The sequence below is a fragment of the Pseudomonas sp. FP1740 genome (assembly GCF_030687165.1).
Classification (GTDB): Bacteria; Pseudomonadota; Gammaproteobacteria; order Pseudomonadales; family Pseudomonadaceae; genus Aquipseudomonas.
This window is the reverse complement of record NZ_CP117461.1, coordinates 2,331,890-2,354,250: the sequence shown is the minus strand read 5'-3', so window position 1 is coordinate 2,354,250 and position 22,361 is coordinate 2,331,890. Positions and strand designations below refer to the sequence as shown.

General features: G+C 58.1%; 22 protein-coding genes. 11 read left to right on the top strand and 11 right to left on the bottom strand.

The features are described from left to right. Nucleotides 1–10 precede the first annotated feature (10 nt). Both PSH69_RS10585 and PSH69_RS10580 read right to left on the bottom strand, forming a co-directional pair. Nucleotides 11–340: a DHCW motif cupin fold protein gene (locus tag PSH69_RS10585; RefSeq protein WP_305411942.1), complete on the bottom strand. Its 330-nt coding sequence runs from the start codon at nucleotides 338–340 to the stop codon at nucleotides 11–13. Nucleotides 341–445: 105 nt separating this feature from the next. Beyond that, the gene (locus PSH69_RS10580; RefSeq protein ID WP_305411941.1) at nucleotides 446–820 is read right to left on the bottom strand and encodes a tautomerase family protein; all 375 of its coding nucleotides are present in this window, start codon (nucleotides 818–820) and stop codon (nucleotides 446–448) included. Nucleotides 821–928: 108 nt separating this feature from the next. Here PSH69_RS10580 and PSH69_RS10575 point away from each other — a divergent pair, with 108 nt between their 5' ends. The 6 genes from PSH69_RS10575 to PSH69_RS10550 all read left to right on the top strand — a co-directional run bounded on the left by PSH69_RS10575 (nucleotide 929) and on the right by PSH69_RS10550 (nucleotide 6,956). Then, complete coding sequence (locus tag PSH69_RS10575) at nucleotides 929–1,834, top strand: LysR substrate-binding domain-containing protein (RefSeq protein ID WP_305411940.1); 906 nt, start codon at nucleotides 929–931, stop codon at nucleotides 1,832–1,834. Between the two features lie 250 nt (nucleotides 1,835–2,084). After that, nucleotides 2,085–3,314, top strand: coding sequence for a hypothetical protein (locus tag PSH69_RS10570; protein ID WP_305411939.1), 1,230 nt, complete (start codon nucleotides 2,085–2,087; stop codon nucleotides 3,312–3,314). Nucleotides 3,315–3,696: 382 nt separating this feature from the next. Continuing rightward, complete coding sequence (locus PSH69_RS10565; protein WP_225602876.1) at nucleotides 3,697–4,131, top strand: hypothetical protein; 435 nt, start codon at nucleotides 3,697–3,699, stop codon at nucleotides 4,129–4,131. After that, nucleotides 4,128–5,603 carry an ATPase domain-containing protein gene (locus tag PSH69_RS10560; protein ID WP_305411938.1) on the top strand — a complete coding sequence of 492 codons (1,476 nt, stop codon included), beginning with the start codon at nucleotides 4,128–4,130 and terminating at the stop codon, nucleotides 5,601–5,603. Before PSH69_RS10565 ends, PSH69_RS10560 begins: the two co-directional genes overlap by 4 nt. 9 nt (nucleotides 5,604–5,612) lie before the next feature. After that, nucleotides 5,613–6,635 carry a sensor histidine kinase KdpD gene (locus PSH69_RS10555; RefSeq protein WP_305411937.1) on the top strand — a complete coding sequence of 341 codons (1,023 nt, stop codon included), beginning with the start codon at nucleotides 5,613–5,615 and terminating at the stop codon, nucleotides 6,633–6,635. Nucleotides 6,636–6,704: 69 nt separating this feature from the next. Next, a complete protein-coding gene (locus PSH69_RS10550; protein ID WP_305411936.1) occupies nucleotides 6,705–6,956 on the top strand; it encodes a hypothetical protein in 252 nt (83 codons plus the stop codon). A 92-nt stretch (nucleotides 6,957–7,048) separates the two neighbouring features. On the opposite strand, the gene mqo is transcribed toward PSH69_RS10550, so the two are convergent. The 4 genes from mqo to PSH69_RS10530 all read right to left on the bottom strand — a co-directional run bounded on the left by mqo (nucleotide 7,049) and on the right by PSH69_RS10530 (nucleotide 11,985). Further along, entirely contained in the window at nucleotides 7,049–8,689 is a 1,641-nt protein-coding gene (mqo, locus tag PSH69_RS10545; protein WP_305411935.1) for a malate dehydrogenase (quinone), read from the bottom strand. Nucleotides 8,690–9,007: 318 nt separating this feature from the next. After that, complete coding sequence (locus tag PSH69_RS10540; RefSeq protein WP_305411934.1) at nucleotides 9,008–9,718, bottom strand: GNAT family N-acetyltransferase; 711 nt, start codon at nucleotides 9,716–9,718, stop codon at nucleotides 9,008–9,010. 77 nt (nucleotides 9,719–9,795) lie between these two features. Continuing rightward, nucleotides 9,796–10,365, bottom strand: coding sequence for a YceI family protein (locus PSH69_RS10535; protein WP_305411932.1), 570 nt, complete (start codon nucleotides 10,363–10,365; stop codon nucleotides 9,796–9,798). Nucleotides 10,366–10,653: 288 nt separating this feature from the next. Continuing rightward, nucleotides 10,654–11,985 (bottom strand): PLP-dependent aminotransferase family protein, encoded by a 1,332-nt coding sequence (locus PSH69_RS10530; protein WP_305411931.1) that lies wholly within the window; start codon nucleotides 11,983–11,985, stop codon nucleotides 10,654–10,656. Nucleotides 11,986–12,075: 90 nt separating this feature from the next. On the opposite strand from PSH69_RS10530, the gene PSH69_RS10525 reads away from it, so the two are divergent. Further along, complete coding sequence (locus PSH69_RS10525; RefSeq protein ID WP_019582062.1) at nucleotides 12,076–12,972, top strand: DMT family transporter; 897 nt, start codon at nucleotides 12,076–12,078, stop codon at nucleotides 12,970–12,972. Between the two features lie 70 nt (nucleotides 12,973–13,042). On the opposite strand, the gene PSH69_RS10520 is transcribed toward PSH69_RS10525, so the two are convergent. The 3 genes from PSH69_RS10520 to PSH69_RS10510 form a co-directional block, all read right to left on the bottom strand. Beyond that, the gene (locus PSH69_RS10520; protein WP_305411930.1) at nucleotides 13,043–14,410 is read right to left on the bottom strand and encodes an MBL fold metallo-hydrolase RNA specificity domain-containing protein; all 1,368 of its coding nucleotides are present in this window, start codon (nucleotides 14,408–14,410) and stop codon (nucleotides 13,043–13,045) included. Nucleotides 14,411–14,507: 97 nt separating this feature from the next. Further along, nucleotides 14,508–15,425: a universal stress protein gene (locus tag PSH69_RS10515; RefSeq protein ID WP_305411929.1), complete on the bottom strand. Its 918-nt coding sequence runs from the start codon at nucleotides 15,423–15,425 to the stop codon at nucleotides 14,508–14,510. 93 nt (nucleotides 15,426–15,518) lie between these two features. Beyond that, a complete protein-coding gene (locus PSH69_RS10510; RefSeq protein WP_305411928.1) occupies nucleotides 15,519–16,451 on the bottom strand; it encodes a universal stress protein in 933 nt (310 codons plus the stop codon). A 224-nt stretch (nucleotides 16,452–16,675) separates the two neighbouring features. On the opposite strand from PSH69_RS10510, the gene PSH69_RS10505 reads away from it, so the two are divergent. Then, the gene (locus tag PSH69_RS10505) at nucleotides 16,676–17,242 is read left to right on the top strand and encodes a GNAT family N-acetyltransferase (protein ID WP_305411927.1); all 567 of its coding nucleotides are present in this window, start codon (nucleotides 16,676–16,678) and stop codon (nucleotides 17,240–17,242) included. 62 nt (nucleotides 17,243–17,304) lie between these two features. Here PSH69_RS10505 and PSH69_RS10500 read toward each other — a convergent pair whose 3' ends face one another. After that, nucleotides 17,305–18,222, bottom strand: a complete 918-nt coding sequence (locus PSH69_RS10500) for a universal stress protein (protein ID WP_305411926.1) — start codon at nucleotides 18,220–18,222, stop codon at nucleotides 17,305–17,307. A 107-nt stretch (nucleotides 18,223–18,329) separates the two neighbouring features. Continuing rightward, nucleotides 18,330–19,568 carry a DUF4010 domain-containing protein gene (locus tag PSH69_RS10495; RefSeq protein ID WP_305411925.1) on the bottom strand — a complete coding sequence of 413 codons (1,239 nt, stop codon included), beginning with the start codon at nucleotides 19,566–19,568 and terminating at the stop codon, nucleotides 18,330–18,332. A 259-nt stretch (nucleotides 19,569–19,827) separates the two neighbouring features. Here PSH69_RS10495 and PSH69_RS10490 point away from each other — a divergent pair, with 259 nt between their 5' ends. The 3 genes from PSH69_RS10490 (at nucleotide 19,828) to fnr (ending at nucleotide 22,355) form a co-directional block, all read left to right on the top strand. Continuing rightward, nucleotides 19,828–20,748, top strand: coding sequence for a universal stress protein (locus tag PSH69_RS10490; protein WP_305411924.1), 921 nt, complete (start codon nucleotides 19,828–19,830; stop codon nucleotides 20,746–20,748). 50 nt (nucleotides 20,749–20,798) lie between these two features. Continuing rightward, nucleotides 20,799–21,446: a BON domain-containing protein gene (locus PSH69_RS10485; RefSeq protein ID WP_305411923.1), complete on the top strand. Its 648-nt coding sequence runs from the start codon at nucleotides 20,799–20,801 to the stop codon at nucleotides 21,444–21,446. A 162-nt stretch (nucleotides 21,447–21,608) separates the two neighbouring features. Beyond that, nucleotides 21,609–22,355, top strand: a complete 747-nt coding sequence (gene fnr, locus PSH69_RS10480) for a fumarate/nitrate reduction transcriptional regulator Fnr (RefSeq protein ID WP_305411922.1) — start codon at nucleotides 21,609–21,611, stop codon at nucleotides 22,353–22,355. Nucleotides 22,356–22,361: the final 6 nt, after the last annotated feature.

Below are 22,361 nucleotides of genomic sequence, written 5' to 3'. Positions count from 1 at the left end.
AACCGACGCATCAATCCACAATGAACAACTTCGCACCGCTAGTGGTAAACGAGCGATGTCCCTCGGCATCGTTGCCCACCTGATAGCTCATTCCGGCAGTCAGCGTGAACTGGCGGCCATCTTCCAGTTCTGTGTGTAACTCGCCTTCCAGGCACAACAGGATATGACCTCTCCAGCACCAGTGATCGGCCAGATATCCGGGGCTGTATTCAACCATCCGCACACGTATCGAACCAAACTGGCAGGTCCGCCAATAGGCCATGCCCGTCTGGCCGGCATGTTCGACCGGTTCAATCTTCGACCAATCGGTAGTCCCAAAGGGGATGGCGGTAAGGTCCATTATTGCCTCATCAACGTGGAGTGAGTACGGACCCTATCAATCGGGCCACGCTGCCGATAGACACAGATAGCCCACATTTACGGAATACAGGCTTGAGAGCAAAAACTAGTTGCCCCGCCCGCCACCAAACGACCACTCATCTGCCGCTGTCGTGGTAATCACCACCATCACGTCCTCAGAATCGATGCCCGGCGCTCGGCCCAGTCTCTCGACCAGGTTGCGATAGAAACGCTGTTTCGTCTCGATGTCTCGAGGGCGACCGGCAGTAATCGCGATCAGCACAAAGTCATCACTACGAGGACCGCCCAGGTAGTCGGGATCAAAGATCAGCTCGCCCGTTTCATGTTGGTGAATGACCTGGAATCGATCAGCCATCGGCACTTCGAAGCTTTCTACCAAGGCGTCGTGCAGCCCTTCTGAGAGGGCCTGTAAATACTCGGCAGACTTTCCCCGGTGCAGTGAAATACGTGCAAATGGCATTAAGACCTACTCCTGAAAATCCAACTGACAGGGGAAAACTATCAAGTCGCGATCATTCCGAATATCAGATTTAATAGCGGCCTTAGTCCCGAATTAATGGATGATTCGATGCGCCGTCCGACCTTCGATCTTGATGTGCTGCGTACTTTCGTGACCGGCGTGGAGTTCAACAGCTTTGCCAAGGCGGCAGATCGGCTCAATCGCTCGACGTCTGCCGTGAGCGCACAACTCAAGAAGCTTGAGGAACAGGTAGGCACGCCAGTGCTGTCAAAATCCGGTCGAGGGCTGGTGTTGACGCCGGTGGGTGAAACCCTGCTCAGCCATGCACGCCGACTGCTTGAACTGAACGACAGCATTTTCCAGACCCTCCACGAAAGCCAGACCGCCGCCACGGTACGCCTCGGGCTTCAGGAAGACTTTGGCGAACACTTTCTCAGCGACATTCTGCGACGCTACGTCAAGATGTACCCGATGGTGAGCCTCGAAGTCAGGATCGCACGTAATACCGAACTGCTTGCATTGATTGACAGCGGTGGCCTTGACCTGGCCCTGTCTTGGGACACAGGGCACAAGTCCCCCTACGCCACGCGCCTGGGTGAAACACAGATGCACTGGATCGGGCCTCGTGACACGCCCCCCATCAGCGGTTCTGTCGATTCCCCCCTGCCATTGATCATGTTCGACGCCCCTTGCGTGTTACGCAGCGCGGCCACCCAGGCACTGGATGAGGTGCGGATTCCCTGGCGAATCGCGCTGACCAGCCCCAGCGTTGGTGGAATCTGGGCGGCCGTTGCGGCCGGTTTGGGCCTCACCGTGCGAACCCGCATTGGTCTGCCAGGACATCTCGCCGTGATTGCCGGTCTACCCACGCTGCCGACCCTCGGCTATGTGCTTTATCGAGGGGCAGAACACTTGGCGCCTGCCACCCGACAATTGGCTGCGTTGATACAAACGAGTCTGGAAGCGCAGGCATTCAGTATCACTGGCGGAGCCCCCGAGGCGGGTAGCGAATAACTAACGAGCCTGCGGATCAATCTGACCCAACAGTATATTGACGTCAAAAAATAGAAGTCGCGCGATTACAGCTGAGGGGTTGGGCGTGAAATATAGGCCTATGATTTATATAGACTTTTAAAAAAGTCGGAATTGGTAGCGCAGAGTTATCTAGAGGCTTCTATTATTTCGTTACCGCCGAATTCGGCCCAATCATTGTTATGCGTCAACGACAACGCAAGCCCTTAATCAATAATTATGGGAGGGTAACATGTCGACAAAAAAAATAACTGCCTTACTCGTGCTGGCTTTTAGCTTTTTCGGAGTGACGAGTTGCGCCAACATAAGAAATTATTCAGAAGTCTCAAGCGAAAGAAACAAGAGCATTGTTCCTGATATTGACTATTATGACCTTGCATACAACATAGACATTATTGTGCTTCCTGCAGAAATAAAAATCAAAGAAAATGCAGATATAGACAAGAACATTTCAGACGAATTACAAATGTCAAACTGGGGTAATAGCATCAAGAATGCGACCCAGAAAGAAATCCATAACAGTGATCGCTTTATCGAATTTGGAAATTACAGCGGCCGCATTGAAATAAGCACAGAAGTATCTTCAGTGTCTACAAGCAACGCCCGGAGTGGAGCTCGATCAAAAAGCAATGTTATTTACACATATAAAGATTTAGTGTCAGGGAAAATACTTTCCAAGCACGAGAGCGCCATTGAATTAATAGCTCCACCCTCTGCCATACCAGAAACCAGCAATAGTTCTTCTTACAGCCTTGATCAACTGACATATGCTATTGCTCGCGAGGCGATTTTTGGCCTCATTCGATTGTCGCCTGTTGCCGATATCCAGCTAACGCAGAAGCAAGTGAAATTTTATAATTCAAATATTAAAAGAAAACCCAACCAAATTATTAGCTATGTGCCGATCGATAGTCTTATTCACAAGAACAAAAAAGAACTAAACTCCGCTTTTTCAATGGCTAAGAAAACGCAAAAAAATAGTAACAAGTCGACGAAGAAAAACAAGCCAACCGTTAGAGTAGACACCGTCTCCGCTCCCGCTACCCTCCCTCTGAAACCTGGCACAGCTAGTGAGCCCCCCACCGCAAACACCGTTACATCGAGTAAAAACCCTGTCAGTCAGAACTCAAGCCAGGCCGCGACTGAAACTAAAACAGACGATAACAGTTCAAGCGGCATTACTAGCTCATTGGAGCCATTGAAGGATGACACCATTAAAAACGACGCGCCAAGTTATGACACCAGCAGACCTCAAATCGATGTATCGGCAGAGCAAGAAAGAGCAATGGATGAATGCTTGAAGGAGGAAAAAGCAAAGTTACAGGGATCGACAGGCAATGCCGCCTCACGCACCGGATATACAGCCATCCCGGTACGCTATCAACCTCAAATCAAGGTATCGGCAGTGCAAGAAAGAGCAATGGATGAATGTTTGAAGAGGGTAAAAGCAAACTTACGGTGAGCGACTGGCAATGCGGCTTCACGTACCGGATATAAAGCCGCGCCAAGACGCTATCAACCTCAAAGCAAGGTAGAGGCAGAGCAATGGATGAATGGACGACATTGAAGCGGCCGGCCCAGACTTCGCCGTACCCCCGGGTTTCCAAGCGATGCCGGTTCGCCCCGCGACTCAACAGAAATAGCGAAAGGCTGGCACCCGATAGGGGGGAATGTACACCCCATGGCCGGGGCCGATCTGCCCAAACGAGTATTCGTGCGCTGGCAATCCGCTATGACCCCAAAAACCTAATCAGACTACTTTTGCAACGCTGCCTCAGACTGAGTCTCGATAAACTCGAGATAAGGTGTACCATCAGGCTCTGTCCATCAGATATTAGTCCGTCATGTCCACGCTAAGCGAAGAGAGCCGCCAGATCGTAGCTTCTCTGGCGCACCGTGTTGGCCCCGACGCGGACATTGCAAGGGTCGCCCAGGCGATCGTTTCAACCTTGCAGGATATGGACGCAGCCCTCACGCCCATCATTGGGCCGCAAGGGGTTGCCGCGCTTTACCGCCGTAGCCTCCAGCTTTGCACTTGCGCTCATCCGCGCCTGGCCGGGACCTATGACCGCGTGCAGGCCGCGCTGGATCTGGCTGCCCTCAAATCCGTACTCGTTGAACAAAGCGAAGCCGATGCGTTGTTTTTCGGTGAAGTGATGCTGATCACCTTCTACGAACTGCTGACCACGCTGATCGGGCCCTCGCTCACCGCACGGTTGCTTCGTGACGTGTGGGAACCTTCTTTGAGCGACACCCCATCGCAGGAAAATTCGCCATGAGCACCAAAGTGACTATCAACCGCTTGGCCACCGGCGTGCCAGGATTGGACGAAGTGCTGGGCGGAGGTTTGCCGGAGTTTTCGTTCAACTTGATCGCCGGCCCTCCCGGCTGCGGCAAGACCACCCTCGCTCACCAGATGATGTTTGCCCTGGCGACGCCCGAACGTCCGGCGCTGTTCTTTACGGTGCTTGGCGAGCCGCCGCTGAAGATGCTGCGCTATCAACAGCAATTCGATTTTTTCGACAGTGAAGCAATCAACCATTCGATTCGCTATATCAACCTGGCCAACGACACTCTCGCCGGAAATCTGGACGAAGTGCTGCGGCGCATCGTCAGCGAGGTGGAGGCGCACTCTCCGTCACTGGTGTTCGTCGACTCGTTCCGTTCGGTGGTGCTGGCCAGCCAAACCCAGGACAACCCCAACAACAACCTGCCGCAGTTCATTCAGCAACTGGGCATGTTGATGACCACCTGGCAGGCGACGACCTTCCTGATCGGCGAATATTTCACCGAAACCGACACCAACCCGATTTTCACCGTGGCCGATGGCCTGATCTGGCTGCGTCAAAGCGTTCAGCGCAATTCCATGGTGCGCAAGATGGAAATCATGAAGATGCGCGGCCAACCGACACTGCCGGGGCTGCATACCTTCCGCATCGCGACGTCGGGGATCAAGGTCTTTGCGCCAGCGGCACCCAACCCGGTTGAAGCGCCGCTGGAGTTCCCTATCAAGCGCCTGAAGATGGGCGTGCCGCAGCTCGACGAGATGCTCGGCGGCGGTCTGCCCCGTGGTTATTCCTTGCTGGTAGCCGGGCCGTCGGGCTCGGGCAAAAGCATTCTGGCCGCGACATTTCTCGCTGAAGGCGCGCGCAATGGCGAAACCGGCGTGATCGCGGTGTTCGAACAGCGGCCCAATCACTCCCAGAATGCCACCCTCGCTGGCCTGATCCAGAGTGGCCAGGTCGGTCTGGTGGACAGCCGGGCCCCGGACCTCTCCATCGACGAAATCGTGCAGTTGCTGTTGAGCGAGATCACCCGGCTGAAAGCCACCCGCGTGGTCATCGATTCGCTGTCGGGCTTCGAACTGGCGCTGGCGCCGACCTTCCGCGATGACTTCCGCGAGTCGCTGTCACGCATGGTCACCGCGCTGACCGGCGCCGGGGTCAGTGTGTTGATGACCTCCGAGCTGGAAGACCGCTACACCGATCTGCGGTTCAGTCCTTACGGCACCGCCTTTCTCACCGATGCGATCATCGTTCAGCGCTATATTGAAGTAGAGAGCCGCTTGTTGCGGATCATGGCCGTGGTCAAGGTTCGCGCCAGCGCCCATTCAGATCAGTTGCGCCAGTACCACATCGACGATAACGGCCTGCAGATCGGCGAAATGCTGCCGGACCAGGAGGGGCTGCTCGGTGGTCGACCGACAAAACAGAGTTCAGGAGCGGTACGTACGGGAGATAAAAATGTTTGAGCCCGACTCATGAGTAAAGCCGGTGGCAAGAAGGAACGTGAGATGGCCAATGCTGCTCACGAACTCTTCCTGCTTGGCCAAAAAACTGTTGAGGCACGCGCGGTGCTGGCAGCACTGCAAAAACAGTTGAGCGACGCCAGCAGCCGGTTGGTGAATACCCAGCAGGTCGAGCAAGTGATCGAGGCCAATCAGCAGCTGGTACTGGCGATACTCTTGGCGCAATCAGACGCTGTCCCCCCCCCTCGTCTGGAGGAGCAGCGTTTGTACCAGCAATTGCGCGAGGCTAATGCGCAGCTGGTAATGGCTGCGCTCAGCGCTCAAGACCTTCAGGCTACAGCCGAGCGCGCATTGAGCCAGCAGAAAAGCGTACTGGCGATGGTGGCCCATGAGCTGCGAAATCCGTTAACACCTATCAGCATGATTGCAGAGCGTATGGTTCGACTGCCCAGCGACCAACTGCCGCGAATGCGTGAGTTGATTGAGAGTCAAGTACAGCATATTTCACAGCTGGTCGACGATCTGCTCGACGTCTCCCGCGCCAGCACGGGCAAGCTGCGAATCAATCGCCGCGATGTCGACATGATGCAAATTCTGATTGAGGCTGTTGATGCGTGTGGTCCTGTGATGATCGCGCAACAGCAGCAGTTCGACGTCCACCTTCCAGATGGCACCTTGATGGTGAATGGTGATTCAGGACGCCTCGCTCAGATTCTCCACAATCTACTGGCGAATGCGGCCAAGTACACTCCGGCCGGAGGCAGAATCAAGCTGTCTGCCACGGTAGAGACCGACGTTCTGAAAATAAGTATTTCCGACAATGGAATCGGCGTTTCGGCTAAAGCACTCCCTTTTATTTTTGACCCTTATGTTCAAGACGAACACGCCATAGGTTTCAACGGCTCCGGTTTGGGCATCGGGTTGACCGTCGTTCGGGAGCTGGTCGAAGCACACGGTGGCAAGGTCACCGTCACGAGCGAGGGTAATGGTAAGGGAAGTGAGTTCGTGGTGATGTTGCCGCTGGTGAGCCATTGATGCTTCTTTAAAGCTAATCGACAGAAAACTACTGCTTGTATTTGGATCAAGCTCTCTTTGGAAGGTCATATGAAAACTATTAAAGGGGCGTTGTTCGTCATTCTTATTGTTGCCCTGGCCATTGGAGCGTTTAACTTGATATTCATGGCAGTGTCTGGCTACTTTGGGCCGTTCTACAAGAGTGAGGCAGACCAAAGTCGGAACTTTGCAATTTGGCTTTTGGGTAATGCGGGGGTTGGGTTGCTTTCGGTTGTCATGGGTGTCGTTTTGTATCGGCGATATCTGCGCAGGGCACGACACGCAAACACCACGAACTCGTAGGAGCTGCCGAAGGCTGCGATCTTTTGATCTTTCGCCCACAAAAAAGCCCACTGACCGTCACCGGTTCAGTGGGCTTTTGACAGGGCCTCTAGTTACAGAGCCATATCCGTCGCAGCATTCTCTTTCACAGCCTTAGGCTTCTCAACCGGAGCAGCAGGAGCCGCTGCCTGACCAATCACCGGCGGCGGAGTCAGCTCCAGCACCTTGGCGGTGTAAGCCCACTCTTGAGCCACTTTCTCAGGGCTGCTGTTCAGCTGAGTGCCGTAGCTAGGCACGATCTGGTGCAGTTTTTCCTGCCAGGCTGGGGTGGCAACCTTGTCCTTGAACACTTTCTGCAGCACGGTCAGCATGATCGGTGCGGCAGTCGATGCGCCTGGCGATGCGCCCAGCAGGCCGGCGATGGTGCCGTCAGCGGAAGCAACGATTTCGGTACCCAGCTTCAGCACGCCACCGGCGGCTTCATCACGCTTGATGATTTGCACGCGCTGGCCGGCTTGCCACAGGCGCCAGTCTTCGGCTTTGGCGTTCGGGAAGTATTCTTTCAGGGCGTTGAGGCGGTCTTCGTCAGACAGCATCAGTTGGCCTGCGAGGTACTCGACCAGTGGGTATTCCTTGATGCCGACGCGGGTCATTGGCCACACGTTGTGTGTGGTAGTGGTGGTCAGCAGGTCCAGGTACGAGCCTTCTTTGAGGAACTTGGTGCTGAAGGTCGCGAATGGGCCAAACAGGATGACGCGCTTGCCGTCCAGGACACGGGTGTCCAGGTGCGGAACCGACATTGGCGGTGCGCCAACGGAGGCTTTGCCGTAGGCCTTGGCCAGGTGTTGTTCGGCAATGGTCGGGTTATCGGTGACCAGGAACGAGCCGCCAACCGGGAAGCCTGCGTATTCCTGGGCTTCAGGAATGCCGGACTTCTGCAGCAGGTGCAGTGCACCGCCGCCCGCGCCGATGAACACGAACTTGGCGTCGGTTTCGGTTTTGGTGCCGTCTTTCAGGTTTTTGTAGCTGACGCGCCAGCTGCCGTCTGCGTTCTTGGTGATGTCTTGCACTTCGCTAGACAGCTTCAAGTCGAATTTCGGCGTGGTTTGCAGGTGCGCAACGAACTGGCGGGTGATCTCGCCAAAGTTCATGTCGGTACCGATCGGGCTCCAGGTGGCCGCGACTTTCTGGTTCGGGTCACGCCCTTCCATCATCAGCGGAACCCACTTCTTGATCACAGCCGGGTCTTCGGAGTACTGCATGCCGGCGAACAGCGGGCTCGCTTGCAGGGCTTCGTAGCGCTTTTTCAGGAACTTGATGTTGTCATCGCCCCACACAAAGCTCATGTGCGGAGTGGAGTTGATGAACGAACGCGGGTTCTTCAGCACGCCTTGCTGAACCTGCCAGGCCCAGAACTGACGGGAGATCTGGAAGGCTTCGTTGATTTCAACGGCTTTCGCGATCTGGACGTTGCCCTTGTCGTCTTCCGGGGTGTAGTTCAGCTCGGCCAGGGCGGAGTGACCGGTACCGGCGTTGTTCCAGCCGTTGGAGCTTTCCTGGGCGACGCCGTCGAGGCGCTCGACCATTTCCATCGACAAGTCGGGTTCCAGCTCATTGAGCCATACGCCCAGCGTTGCACTCATGATGCCGCCGCCAATGAGCAGCACATCGACTTTCTTTGCCTCCGCGTAAGCGGACGTGATCCCCATCGACAAAGCCAGCCCCAGCAGGGCTGTGTTCAGTTTCTTAAACATTTGTAGCACCTATGATAAACGCCATCCGCCTCCAACCTTCATTCATGAGCAACCCAGGTTCACGGGTACGCAGGCAGCGTGCCGCGGGTTTCTGCATTCAGAAAGATTTGAAGGTGGGCACACAAGGCCGACGTGTCTCCATCGACCTCAGTTATATGTCCCTCGTGCACTGACTTCTTATCATTATTGGCTCAGCTACTTGAGCGACATTGATTCTGTCGCACGTCTGTGGACGTACGAACCGAATAAGTCAAACCAAGTTAATGCGACAGAATATCACGCCTCGGCCAGCCTGCGCGCCCGAAAGGACTCGACAGTCTAGACGGGACGAGGCCCGCGCTCGGCGTTTTTGCTCAAACGATCCAGCACAAACGCCTTGGCGTTGCGCGTCATTTGGTCGAGATGCCGGTCGCGTTGCTTCTCTGCATCGATCATTGCCCGCTTGCCGTGTTTTTGCAGCAGATACGTATGTATCTGCCGCACCTCCAAAGAACTGTAGATCGAGGTGACATCCAACAGGCCCATCAGGCCTTCAGTGCCGTGATCCCGGGTGTTCATCAGCACCTGAGTGCCGCGCACGCCCAGCACTTGAAAACCCATCGACTCGAACCAGGGCACCTTGGCGACGGTGCACGTCAACTCGGCATGGGGGTAGCGACCGAGCATGTCTTGCAGCATCGCCCGCGCGACACCCTGTTGCCGGTGACTGGCCTGCACCGCCATGTACGCCACGCCGCAGGCCTCGGGATCGTCCTTGACCGGCAGGTACAGCAAAAACCCGATGACCTTCTCGGGATCTTCATCATCCATGGCGACGATCAGCTCGACCGCAATGCCTTTGGCGCCGCCGAGCGCTTCCAGGTAGAGATGAACCTCATAACCCACCGTGTATTGATAGACGTTGTACAACGGGTTGCTCGGCGCGATGCCTACCATGCTGATGTCGGTCAGGTTGTCGACGACCATCTGCAGAATCTGGCTGTTGATGGGCTCCGGGCATGGAGTGGCAAAGTGGGTGAGCTGGGGCATTGCGTTTCTGACTCCGGGTTAAGGCTTACTGAGCATCAGCCCCGCCATTGTCACAGATCGAGCCCCTCGCAGGAAAATCAACGCTGCGGCGCGACGATGCGGAAGCGGATGTCGATGTCGTTGGAGACCACCGTATCGGCCCACTCCCCCTCCCCGATCTTGAAGTCACTGCGTTTGAGAATGATGTTGCCATCGAAAATCCCGATGGCCTGCTCCGGCTTCAACAGCACCTTTACCTGCAGCTCACGCGTCATGCCCCTGAGGTTAAGTTTGCCGGTGATCAGATAGCGCTGATTGCCCAACGCTTTCACCCGGGTCGATTCAAAGGTCGCCACCGGATAGTCCGCCGTGTTGAACCAGGCAGGCTTTTGCAATTCGGCATTGGCATCGCTGCTGCCGGCGTCGATGCTGGCAAGGTCGATGGTCATCCTGGCGTGGGCCGCCTCGGGGTTTTTTGTATCGAAATCGAGTGTGGCGTCGAACTTGCCAAAGGTGCCGTAGACCCTGGAGCCGAACTGGTTATAAGTGAAGGAGATCTTGCTGGCGGTGGTGTTGACCCGGGTGTATTCAACGGCTTGGGCACAGGGCAAGACGCCAATCGTGAGGATGGCGAGCAATGCGGCTAAACGCGGGAATCGAAGGTGCATGGAGTTCTCCGGGTGGAACGCCCTTCAGGGATTGAAGTGCTGCACCCGTGTGGCTGCGATAGCTGGACTTAAGCAAATATTCGGAGGTTATTCCAGCCAAACTACGCTCCGTAGCAGCTGCCGAGCTCGCGAGGCTGCGTTCGGCTGCGCAGCAGTCGTAAAATCAGGCACTGCGGTCCGTCAGGCACACTGTGCATTCAGGGTTTACGACTGCTGCGCAGCCGAACGCAGGCTTCGCCAGCTGCTACGGAGCGCATCACAACTTAAGACTTCGTCTGTAGAGGCTGACTATGTATAAGCCCCCACCACCCACTTCACTTTCTCCAGCGCCTCCCTGAGCGCCCCCATCTCCACGGAGCCCAGCGCCAGGCGAAACGCATGTGGAACGTTGGCCGATGTGGCAAACGGTTCGGCGTTTGAAACCGAGACGTTTTCCCGCATCAACGCCATGGCGATCTGGTCGGCCCGTGCGTCTTCCGACAATGGCAGCCAAAGAAAATACGACGAGGGATGGCGAATACAGCGCAGCCCCGCCAGTACCTCGCCGGCCACGATTTGCCGGGCCTGCGCGTCCCGGCGCTTTTCGGCTTCCAGTTGCATGACGGTGCCGTCGTCAAGCCAGGTGGTGGCAATCGCCGTCATCACACCCGGGGTATTCCAGGTGGTCGCTTTGATTGTGCGTTCCAGCGCGGGCACGTTCTGCAGGGGGGCGGCGACGAAGCCGACGCGCAGTCCGGTGGCCACGCTTTTGGACAGCCCGGACACATAAATCGTCCTCTCGGGGGCGAGTACCGCCAGCGGCGCGGGCGGATTCTCCGCAAGGAAGGCATAAGCGGCGTCTTCAATGATCAGCAGCCCATGCTGGCGCGCAATCGTCACCAGGTGTTCCCGTTGCTCGGCACTCATCACCCAGCCCAGCGGATTGTGCAGGGTCGGCATCGTGTACACGGCCCGCACGCGTCGATGCCGGCACAGGCTTTCCAGCGCTTGCAGATCAGGCCCGTGATCGAGCACCGGAATGGGCACGATTTCAAGGTGCAGGGTGTCGGCCAGGGCCTTGAACCCCGGGTAGGTCAACGCGTCCGCGGCAATCACGTCACCGGGTTGCAACAGCGCCATCATCGTCACCGCCAGCCCTTGCTGGGCGCCGGTGACGATCAGCACTTGCTCAGCCTCGACCGTCAGCCCTCGAACGCGCAGATGGCGCGCTACAGCGGCGCGCTCATGGGGTCGCCCGGCGTGTGGCTGGTAGCGCAGCAACGCTTCCAGATCACCGGCCGAGGCGAGCTGCCGCAGGGCATTGCGCAACAATTCGGCCTGCCCGGGAAGCGCCGGATAGTTGAAGTTCAGGTCGGTCATGCCGGCGGCAACGCTGTGTTGATCGATAGCCTGGTTGGGTGACCACGAGGTTTCCCTGACGAACGTCCCCCGCCCCGTCTCCCCGCTGACCAGGCCCATGGCTTCCAGCTCCGCATAGACCCGGCTAGCCGTCACCAGGGCCAGGCCTTCCGTGGTCGCCAACTGACGGTGAGTCGGCAAGCGTGTGCCCGGCAACAGGCGCCCTGAGCGAATATCCGCGGCAAACGTATCCACCAGTGATTTGTAGCGGGAACGAGGCATGAGCAGATGTATCCATGACAATATTTTGATTGTATTGAGTTTCGTCCATACGATGCCTTCCATGCAACCTGAGCATGAAGGGGATCCAGAATGGAACGCACATCGAACCTGCAACAGCACACCACGGAAAAGACCGCGAGCGGATGGCTCAACGGGTTCATTGGCGTGCTCATCTTCAGCGGCTCGCTGCCGGCGACACGGGTGGCCGTTCTACAGTTCGACCCGGTCTTCCTGACGGTTGCCCGGGCCAGTATCGCTGCCATTGTGGCGCTGTGCTTGCTGTTGCTGTTCAAGGAAAAACGCCCGGCCAGGCATCAACTGTTCTCCCTGGCCATCGTGGCCCTAGGCGTTGTATTAGGATTTCCGCTGTTGACCGCACTGGCGCTGCAATATGTAACGTCTGCGCACTCCATCGTCTTCGTTGGCCTGTTGCCGCTCGCCACCGCAGCGTTCGGGGTCTGGCGCGGCGGCGAGCGGCCCCGGCCGGTGTTCTGGTTCTTCTCGGTGCTGGGCAGCCTGCTGGTGGTGGGGTTTGCCGTCTCCCAAGGCCTGACGGCCTCTCCTGCGGGGGACATTCTGATGTTGCTGGCGATCCTGGCGTGCGGGTTGGGCTATGCCGAAGGTGCGAAGCTTTCCAAGACTCTGGGAGGCTGGCAGGTGATTTCCTGGGCGCTGGTGCTGTCGCTGCCCGTCATGGCGCCGCTGACCTGGTTGCTGGCCCCGCCTTCGCTCTCGGCAATCACCCCGCCCGCGTGGTTGAGCCTGGCTTACGTGTCGCTGTTCAGCATGCTGATTGGCTTTGTGTTCTGGTACCGCGGGCTGGCTCAGGGCGGGATTGCCGCCGTCGGCCAGCTTCAGTTGCTGCAGCCGTTTTTCGGCCTGGCACTGGCGGCCACGTTGCTGCATGAGCAGGTCAGCGTTGCCATGCTGGGGGTGACCGCGGCGGTGATTCTTTGCGTGGCCGGGGCACGAAAGTTCTCGAAATAGACGGCTCGCGTGGCGAAACAAATCGGCCAGGGGCTTTTTTTAGAGCCCCTTTTCTATAGTGGCCAGAGCACTAAAGAGGCCCCGTCAGCTCCACGCTGTCGCGGTACTCCGGCACCGAGACCGACCAGCCCAGCTCCAGGCTGATGCGCCGGCGTAATACATCCGAGGCATTGGGTTCGCCATGTACCACATAGGTGTGTTTCGGCGGCCGCTTGAAGCCGCGCAACCACAGCATGATTTCATCGCAGTCGGCGTGCGCGGACAGGGTTTCCATCGGCACCACTTCGGCGCGGATCGGCACATCCTTGCCGTGAATACGTACCGACGGGGCGCCTGCGATGATCTGCGCGCCGCGGGTACCGCCCGCCTGAAAGCCCGGCACCAGCAGCGTATTGAGCGGGTTGGGCGCCAGCGCCTTGAGGTGGTGCAGCACCCGCCCGCCAGTGGCCATGCCGCTGGCGGCGATGATCACCGCGGGTGTGCGCTGCTGGTCCAGCTCGATGGAGTCTCTGGTGGAACGCACAAAACGCGTGACATGGCACATGCCTTCGCACTCTTCCAGGGACAAGCGGTGTTCGCTGCGAAAGCGCTGGTACAACCGCGTGACGTCGGTGGCCATGGGGCTGTTGAGGTAGATCGGCAGGTCGGGAATCGCGCGTTTTTGTTGCAAGCGATACAGGTGATACATCAGCAACTGCGCGCGACCGACCGCGAACGATGGCACCAGCGTGATGCCATGGCGCAGCGCGGTACGGGTGATGACCTCGGCCAGTTGATCCTCCGGGGGCTCGTCGGGATGCCGACGGTCACCATAGGTCGACTCCACCAGCAGATAATCGGTCTGCTCGATCGTTTCCGGGGCAAACATCAATGGATCGTTCGGCCGCCCCAGATCCCCGGAGAACACCAGGGTCATGCCATCGGCGACGACTTCCACGGTCGCTGCGCCCAGAATATGCCCGGCACCGCGCAACAGAATGCTCATCCCCGGGACAATATCGACCCGGTGGTGCAACTGCACCGGCCGCAGCAATTTCAATGCCCGCTCGGCGTCTTGCTCGGTGTACAGCGGCAAGGCCGGAGAGTGTTTGGAGAATCCATGGCGATTGGCGAATTCGGCCTCTTCTTCCTGCAAGCGGCCGCTGTCACGCAGCAGGATTTTCACCAGTTCACAGGTGGCTGGCGTGGCATATACAGGGCCGCGATAACCGTTGCGCACCAACACCGGCAGGTAGCCGCTGTGGTCCAGATGAGCGTGGGTCAGCACAATGGCTTCGAGGTCGCGAACCGGCAACTGGAACGGGTCCCAGTTGTGCAAGCGCAGTTGTTTATAGCCCTGGAACAGGCCGCAATCGATCAGCACATGCTGGTCGCGATGTTCCAGCAAGTACTTGCTGCCCGTGACCGTGCCCGCAGCACCGAGAAATGTCATTCGCATGGCCGTTTCCTTGCGCATTCATGGAGCGCTATTGATCGCTCCTTTACGCCCATGGGTAGTTGATTTTTGTCAACCGAGGCCACACGGGTTGATCTTTTCAGTCGAGCCGGGGTAATGGCTTGACGATCGTCAGGCTGCAAGGTGACCGGTTCAATACACTTTCGGCCGTACTGCCGATGAATATATCGATCCCGCGATGGTAGGTCGTTCCCAGCACCACCATGTCGAAAGCACATTGTTGTGCGAAACGGGCAATCACCTCGGGGGGAGTGCCGGGCAGCAGATGACGCTGTTGTTTCTCGATTCCGTAGCGTTCGGCAAGCGCCTCAAAGGCCTCCAGCTGAGCATCGCTGACCGCGTCTCTCAAACTGCCGCCCAGTGTCGCGGTCGGCACGTTCATTTCAGCCTCGCCCAGCTCCGACCAGCCGCTGACATTGAGCAGGTGCAAGGTGGCGCCGCAGGACTCGGCCAGGCTCGATGCGAGGTCGAGAATCCGGTCATTGAGCCCTTGGGTCAGTTCCTCCAGATGGGACAAATCGATGGTCGCCAGTATGCTCAACGGCTTGGGATTTATGGCATCGATGACCAGGTGCAAGGGCGCCGGACAGTCGCGCAGCAACTGCCAGTCCAGCGGCCGATGGAAGGCGCGATCAAGCGCTGATACGCGGTGGGTGTCCTTGATCACCAAGTCTGCATGGAAGTCATTCACGTACTCCAGCAGATGCGCCAGGGTCGGTCTGGCCCACACCACTTCAGTGCTCACTTGCACGCCTTCGCATCGTTGAAACCGGGCTTGCTGCTCCAGCCATTGACGATGTACCTGCAAGTAACCTTCCCGCGCCTGGGCCATTGCGTCGTGGTCGAACAGGCCGGCCGCCGCCAGCGCCTGGACATAATCGAAAGCGACAATGTGCAGCACCGCACCGGTTGCACAGGCCAAGGCCCGCGCCCGTTCGAACGCCGGGGTGCGGATCATTTCGGTCGGGGCAATCAGTAGCAAACGTTGAATTTTCACCCTCACCCACCTCATCTGGATAGCTTCAGGTTGTGGCTCAAGTATCGAGGGGCTCTCGCCATGAGGCTCTGATTTTTATCAACTAATGGCCCGTCAGGCATCGGCTTGGCGCCCGACGCTTGAACCCGGCTGCCTGACCGCCAGAATGCTGCCTGGCACCGAATACAGCGCCCGCTCGGTGTTGCTGCCGATCAAGCGGTCAATCCCCACGCGATGCACCGTGCCCATCACCACCACGTCCGCCAGGTATTGCTCGACAAACTCACTGATCACCGGCACCGGCAGACCCATGACAAAGTGCCGACGCTCGGGAGGAACACCGTAACGATCCGCCAGGGTGATAAATGCCCGATGCAGGGATTCGCGCAATTCTTCGACGAAGTCCACGCCCCAGCCACCGGCGATCAGCGGCGCATCGCCATTGAACGCGGGCGACAAGTCGTAGGCGTACAGCAGATGCAGCGGTGCGTCGCATTGCAGCGCCAGTGCGTTGGCCGTCTGGATGATGGTGTCGTTCAATCCACTGATTTGCGTCGCCGGATCGAACGGGTCCACGGCGGCCACGACCCGATGCGGCAGCCCGTAACGGACCTGATTGACCAGGTGCACGGGGATCGGGCATTCACGCAGCAGGTGACAATCGAGCGGCGTGATGAACACCCGCTTGAGCGCCGGTTCCAGGGTGACATCCTTGATCAGCAGGTCAGGCTTGAGTTCTTCGACAGCCTTCAAAATGTCCGGCAACGGATGGGTGGTGAAGACGGCTTCGACTGTCACGTCCACGCCCTGCCCGCTAAGCCGTTCGACCTCGTCGGCCACCCAACGATGACAGTGGCGCAGATAACGCTGATACCCCGCCTCGTCGATTTTTTCTTCCCATAAATGAACAATCGGTGCCGGATCGACAAAGGCCCGCACATCCAGCGCGGCCCCGCTAGCCTTGGCCAGCGCGACGGCACGGAGCAAGGCAGGAGACTGATGCAGGGTTCGGTCGGCGATCAGCAACAAACGTTGATATTGACCCATCACACACCTCCGCTCGAAACCGGGCCTTACCCGCCGGCATGGGCCAAGACTGCGCCCGTTGCCCCCTCCCCGAGGTTGATTTACATCAAATACCCGCAAATGAACGCCCTCGTGACGGGTGTCTGATCCAGATCAGATTCAAGGGCTGCCAGTGGCGTAGAAAGGAATCAACCGCGTGATGGGTGAATACGCACCGACCTTTCAAACAAGATGGAGGATCATCCATGCTCACTGTCAAAGACCACAATGATCGGGCCGCGGCCGCCTATGCCGCAGTCGCCGGAAAATACTGGATCGAAGCGCTCAAGGACGGCCGCCATGTGCTGATCCGGCCACTGCTGGAAAAGGACCGCGAACTTGAATACGCCTTCATCAAGCGCCTGTCGCCCGAGTCCCGGCACATGCGTTTTCTCGCGCAGATCAACGAGCCCGGCGCCGCCATGCTCGATCAGTTGATGGACACCGATAACAAACAGCGCATGGCTTACATTGCGCTGGTTCACGAAAACGGCAAATTGATCGAAATCGGCATCAGCCGCTACGCCGCCACGTCGGAACGTGAGTGTGAGTGCGCGGTGACGGTCGCCGATGAATGGCAGCATCTGGGCCTCGGCACCGCCTTGATGGAGCATCTGATCAAGGCCGCCCGCAGAAACGGCTTTAATCAGATGTATTCGATCGATGCCGCAAGCAATACCCCCATGCGCGACCTGGCCAAAGCCTTGGGTTTCGAGCGGCACAATGACCCCAACGACAGCCGCCAGGTCATCCATCGTCTGTATATGTCATAAAAGCCGATTGCCCCACGACGTACCGGCCAACGGTCCGCCGTGGGGCAAGTCTACGTTCAGGGTTACAACGACCTGTCGGGTTTGATCGCCAGCACACTGCAAGGGGCCCGGTGCAAGAGCTGTTCGGCAGTGGTCCCCAATAGCTTGTTCAACCCCGAGTGCTGCACCGTCCCCATCACAATGACATCGGTGTGATGGTCCTCGACGAACTTGCAAATACTCGGCACTGGCGCACCTTCGACGAAGTGCCGACGCTGCGACGGCACGCCGTGACGCTCGGCCAGCGCCGTGAACGCCTGGTGTTGCGCCGTGCCCATGGCTTCGTAAAGACCGGAGGCCAACGGGAGTGCGCCAACGCCCATGTCCAGGGCATACACGGCTGTCCAGTCATACGCATGCACCAACTCGATCTGCGCCTCACACTGTTCAGCCAGCTTGGTGGCGGCGTCGATAATCTGGTCATTGAACACCAGGTCCTGCTCTTCGCTGCGCAGCACATCGACGATGGCCAACACGTTACGTGGCCGCGCGTTCCGGGCGTTGGTCACCAGATGCACCGGCGCCGGGCAATCGCGTAACAACTGCCAATCCAGCGGGGTGAAAAACACCCGTTTCAACGCCGACTCTTCCTGGGCGTCCTTGATGATCAGACTCAGCGACATCTCGTTGACGAATTGCAGGATTTCCTCGTAAGGGTGCTGTACCCACACCACCTCGCTGGTGACCTCGACGCCGTGTTTGCTTATCAAATGGGCTTGCTCGGCAAGCCATTGCCGATGGGTTTGCAAATAGCCTTCCCGGGCCTGGGCAATTTGCTCGGGGGCGAACAGGCCGGCGACGGCCAAGGCCTGCAAGTAATCGAATGCCACGATGTGCAGCGGCGATTGCATCGCGCGGGCCAACGCGGCGGCCCGGTCGAACGCCGGAGTACGGGTCATGGAATGGGGGGCGATCAACAGTAAACGCTGAGTCTGCGACATGGGACACCTCGGCACGCGGCCATCTCGATGCAATGAGTAGAACCCTAGAGTGATCGCGGCAGATTCGGGCGACTTGATCTTTGTCAGCTAGAGCGCTCGGATGCCCGTTAATGCAGCAACATGCCCACCCACATCGCCAACGTCAGCAAGACCTGGCCGGGAATGACATACGCGGCGAACCGTCGCCCACCGCTGACCCAGGCCACCAGGCATTTGCTCAGGGAGTTACTGCTGATGGCAACCAGCGTGGGCCCGGCAATGGCGTCGAACGGCAACAGTCCGGCCTTGGCCAGGGCGCCAATGGACGCCGTCGAAGAATGGGCATCGGCGAAACCGGTGAGCGTCGTCGTGACCATCACGCCCACTTCGCCAAAGTGATTGAGTACCATCGAAGACACAAAGGTAACGCCGGTCATGGTCAGTACGATGACCAACGCCAGCTTGAGGTTGAACGCACCGCCGACCTTGACCGGCTGATTGTCGCCACTCGCAGGTTTGGGCAACATCAGGCTCAAGCCATACAGCGCCGTGGCGGCGGCACCCAACAACAGCGGCCCCCACATGTAGCGCAATAGACCGATGTCGACCGCCCCCAGGATCAGGCCGACCTGAATGATGGTCGCCAGGTTGGACAGCATCGCTGCCGCACTCAAGACTTTGATGTTGCCTGGCTCCTTGGCGACAAGGTGCCCCATCGCGGCGATGGTCGCGATGCTTGAAGCAAACCCGGAGGCGATGGCGCTGACCACATAGCCGTAACGGGTACCCAGGGTACGAACGGCAATATGCCCGACCGCCCCGACGGCCATCAGCAACACCGTCAGGGTGCAAATGGTGCGCAGATTGATGGCGGCATAGGGGCCGATAAAGCGATCCGGCGCCAATGGCAACACCACCAGGGCGGCGACCAACAGCACCAGACCGTCGCGCATCTCCCTTTCAGTCAATTGGCTGCGCGCAAAATGATGCAGTTTCTGGCGATACGTCAGCAGCCCCGCCACTACCACGCCGATGGCGATGGCCAGTTCGGGCGCGCTGTTACACAACGCCCCCAGTGCCAATACCGTGAATAACGCCACTTCACTGGTGACGCCAGGGTCAGTGCCCAGGCTTCGCCAGTAAGCCACAGTGACCAGCAAGGCCACCGAAACCGCCATGATGCCCACCAGCAAACCACCACCGATTTGCATCGCCACATAACCCAGCAACGCGGTGATCGCGAACGTACGCAATCCGGCACAGGCGCGACTGTCCCCACGCCCCTTGTGCCGTTCACGTTCAAGGCCGACGAGCATGCCGATCCCCAGCGCAGCTGCCGCCCCTGCCAGGCCCAAGGTTTCGTTCATGTGATTCCTGTCCGGGTAAGCCACAACCCCAAGACTGCACCGGCATGACGCAGGAGAGATTGATAGTGGTCAATGTTTTATAGATGGACGTGGCGCCCCCCGCCACACGTCGGGCTACAAGCTGGATCACTCGCCAGATTGATAAAGATCAATCCCGCCCCCTCGGTCAGCGGCAGGATAAAAGCCAGAGGACCACTGCCCAAACGCAGGGGTGCCAGTGAGTACAGGAATATCTACGATTATTGACGGGAGTTTGGTCATGTCTGAGCAATCACGCTTCATGCTGGTCGTATCGCCCCTGATGGAAAACAGCCCCGCGTTCGACCGCGCCGCTGCGTTGGCCAAGGCCTCGGGCGCGGCCCTGCATATCGTCGCCTTCGATTACCTGCAAGGGCTGGCAACGGCGAGCATGGTCAACGAACAAGCGCTGGAGGAGATGCGGCTGGGGTATGTCGAGCGCCATCGGCAATGGCTCGAAGAACAGGCCCGCCCCTTGCGTAAAATCGGGGTGCCCGTCACCACGGAGGTGATCTGGGTTGAACGACCTTTGCAGGAAATCCTCATTCATCTCAAAGAACAGCCGATGGCGGTACTGATCAAGGCACTGGAATACGAGTCGCTGCTGTCACGCATCATGTTCACGCCCCTGGATATCCATTTGCTGCGCGAATGCCCGGTGCCGCTGCATTTTGTCAGCCACGTGAAGCACGTGCTGCCGCGCAAAATCGTCGCCGCGGTCGATCCCTTCCATAGCAATACCCAGTACAAGGATTTCAACGACAGGATTTTGCGCGAGGCCTCAAAACTGGCCAGCACCTGTAACGCCCAGCTCGACGTAATCTACGCCCACGACCTTTCATCCATCAGCGCAGACGAGTTCGATTTCGACAGTAGCTCAGCGCTGTTTTCCCCAGGCAAAGCCAAGACACTGTTTGATGCTCAGGCCGATGCCTTCCGTGAACTGGCCGAGCGCAATGGTATTGCGCCAGAGCAACAGCACATGATCATGGGCAACCCGACCAAGGTTCTTACCCAATACGCCGATGCCTACGACATCGACGTGCTTGTCATGGGCCGGGTCGGCCACCGGGGCGTAGGCCGACTGGTGGGCAGCACGGTGGAGCATCTGCTGTACAAAATGCCGTGCAGTGTCTGGGTGGTTTCACCTGAGGAACTGTAGAGCGCTGTTTCGCACCTGGCCTACCAACCTTTCAGACAAAGGACATCACCATGAACGACTTGAGTCTGCGTCAGAGCATTATGGATGAGCTTGAATTCCAGCCTGAGATCGAAGCCGCCAACATCGGGGTAACCGTGGACAATGGCGTCGTCACGCTCACCGGGCACGTTAAAAGCTACGCGCAAAAAGTCAGCGCGGAACGCGCGGTAAAAAGCATAAAAGGGGTACGGGCCGTGGCCGAAGAAATTCAGGTCAGGCCGATGAAAGGCGCCGGCACGGCGGACGATGCCATTGCCTCCCGCGCCTTGAATATCCTCACCTGGAGCTCCGACATTCCCGAGCAGGATATCAAGGTCATTGTGCAGAAAGGGTGGATCACCCTTGAAGGCGAAGTGGACTGGCAGTACCAGAAAGAAACCGCCGAGATGGCCGTGCGCAAGTTGTCGGGAGTGGTAGGCGTGGACAATCGGCTCACCCTTCGCCCGCAGGTGAACGTGGAGGATATCCAGCGTCGCATCGAAGAAGCCCTCAAGCGCAATGCCGAAGTCGATGCCCAGGAAATTCACGTCAAGGTCGAAGGCGATGTGGTGAAGCTGGAAGGCAAGGTTCATTTGTGGCGCGAACGTAAGATCGCCGAACGTGCCGCCTGGTCAGTACCGGGGGTGAGGCAAGTGGATGATCATCTGCGCATTGCCTGAGTCAATGAGCCCGGGGAACCTGTAATTCCCCGGGATAACAAGCACTTGCGACGGGCCAACGGTTTTCCGTTTGTCGATTGCTGCCGGCGATCTTCCGAATGGAATCCGTGCCCTGGCGCACAACACCTATGCTTTATATATAACCCCCATGGCGCCATTGACATGACCGAAGTCCGCCTGCTTCAGGGTCAACACCTCAAGGCTGCCTGTTCCAATTGCAGTGTATTAGAGTTTTGCCTGCCTTTTGGTCTCGACAAACTGGAACTCGAGCGCCTGGACAAGCTGATTTTGCAACGGTTCAAGGTCAGGAAAGGCGCCCCCCTCTACCGCGCAGGCGATCCATTGCGTTTGCTGTATGCGATCCGTATCGGCTCATTCAAGACCAGCGTGCTGTCGCTCGATGGCCGCGAGCAGGTCACCGGATTCCAGTTACCCGGCGAGATGCTCGGCCTGGACGCCATCAGCACCGATGAGCACGCCTGTAATGCATTTGCCCTGGAGGACAGTGAAGTCTGTCCCATCCATTTTTCTCAGCTGGAAAAACTCGCACGGGAGCTGCCGGCACTGCAACACAACCTGAACAGGTTTCTGAGCCGTGAAATCGTCCGCGATCACGATCTGCTGATGATGTTGGGCAACATGAACTCGGATGAGCGTCTTGCCGCCTTTCTGCTGAACCTGTCGCAACGCTTGAGCATGCGCGGCTACTCATCGAACCAATTCATACTCAAGATGCGACGCGACGAAATAGGCTCCTACCTGGGGTTGCGCCTGGAAACCATCTGCCGGGGCATTGCCCATCTGCGGGAACAGGAGCTGGTGGAAATAGCCGGTCGTGAGGTCAAGGTGCTGAACATGCACGGGCTCAAGCAGCTGGTCGCCGGTTGCCATTCAGCGATCCTCCACTGACGCTGC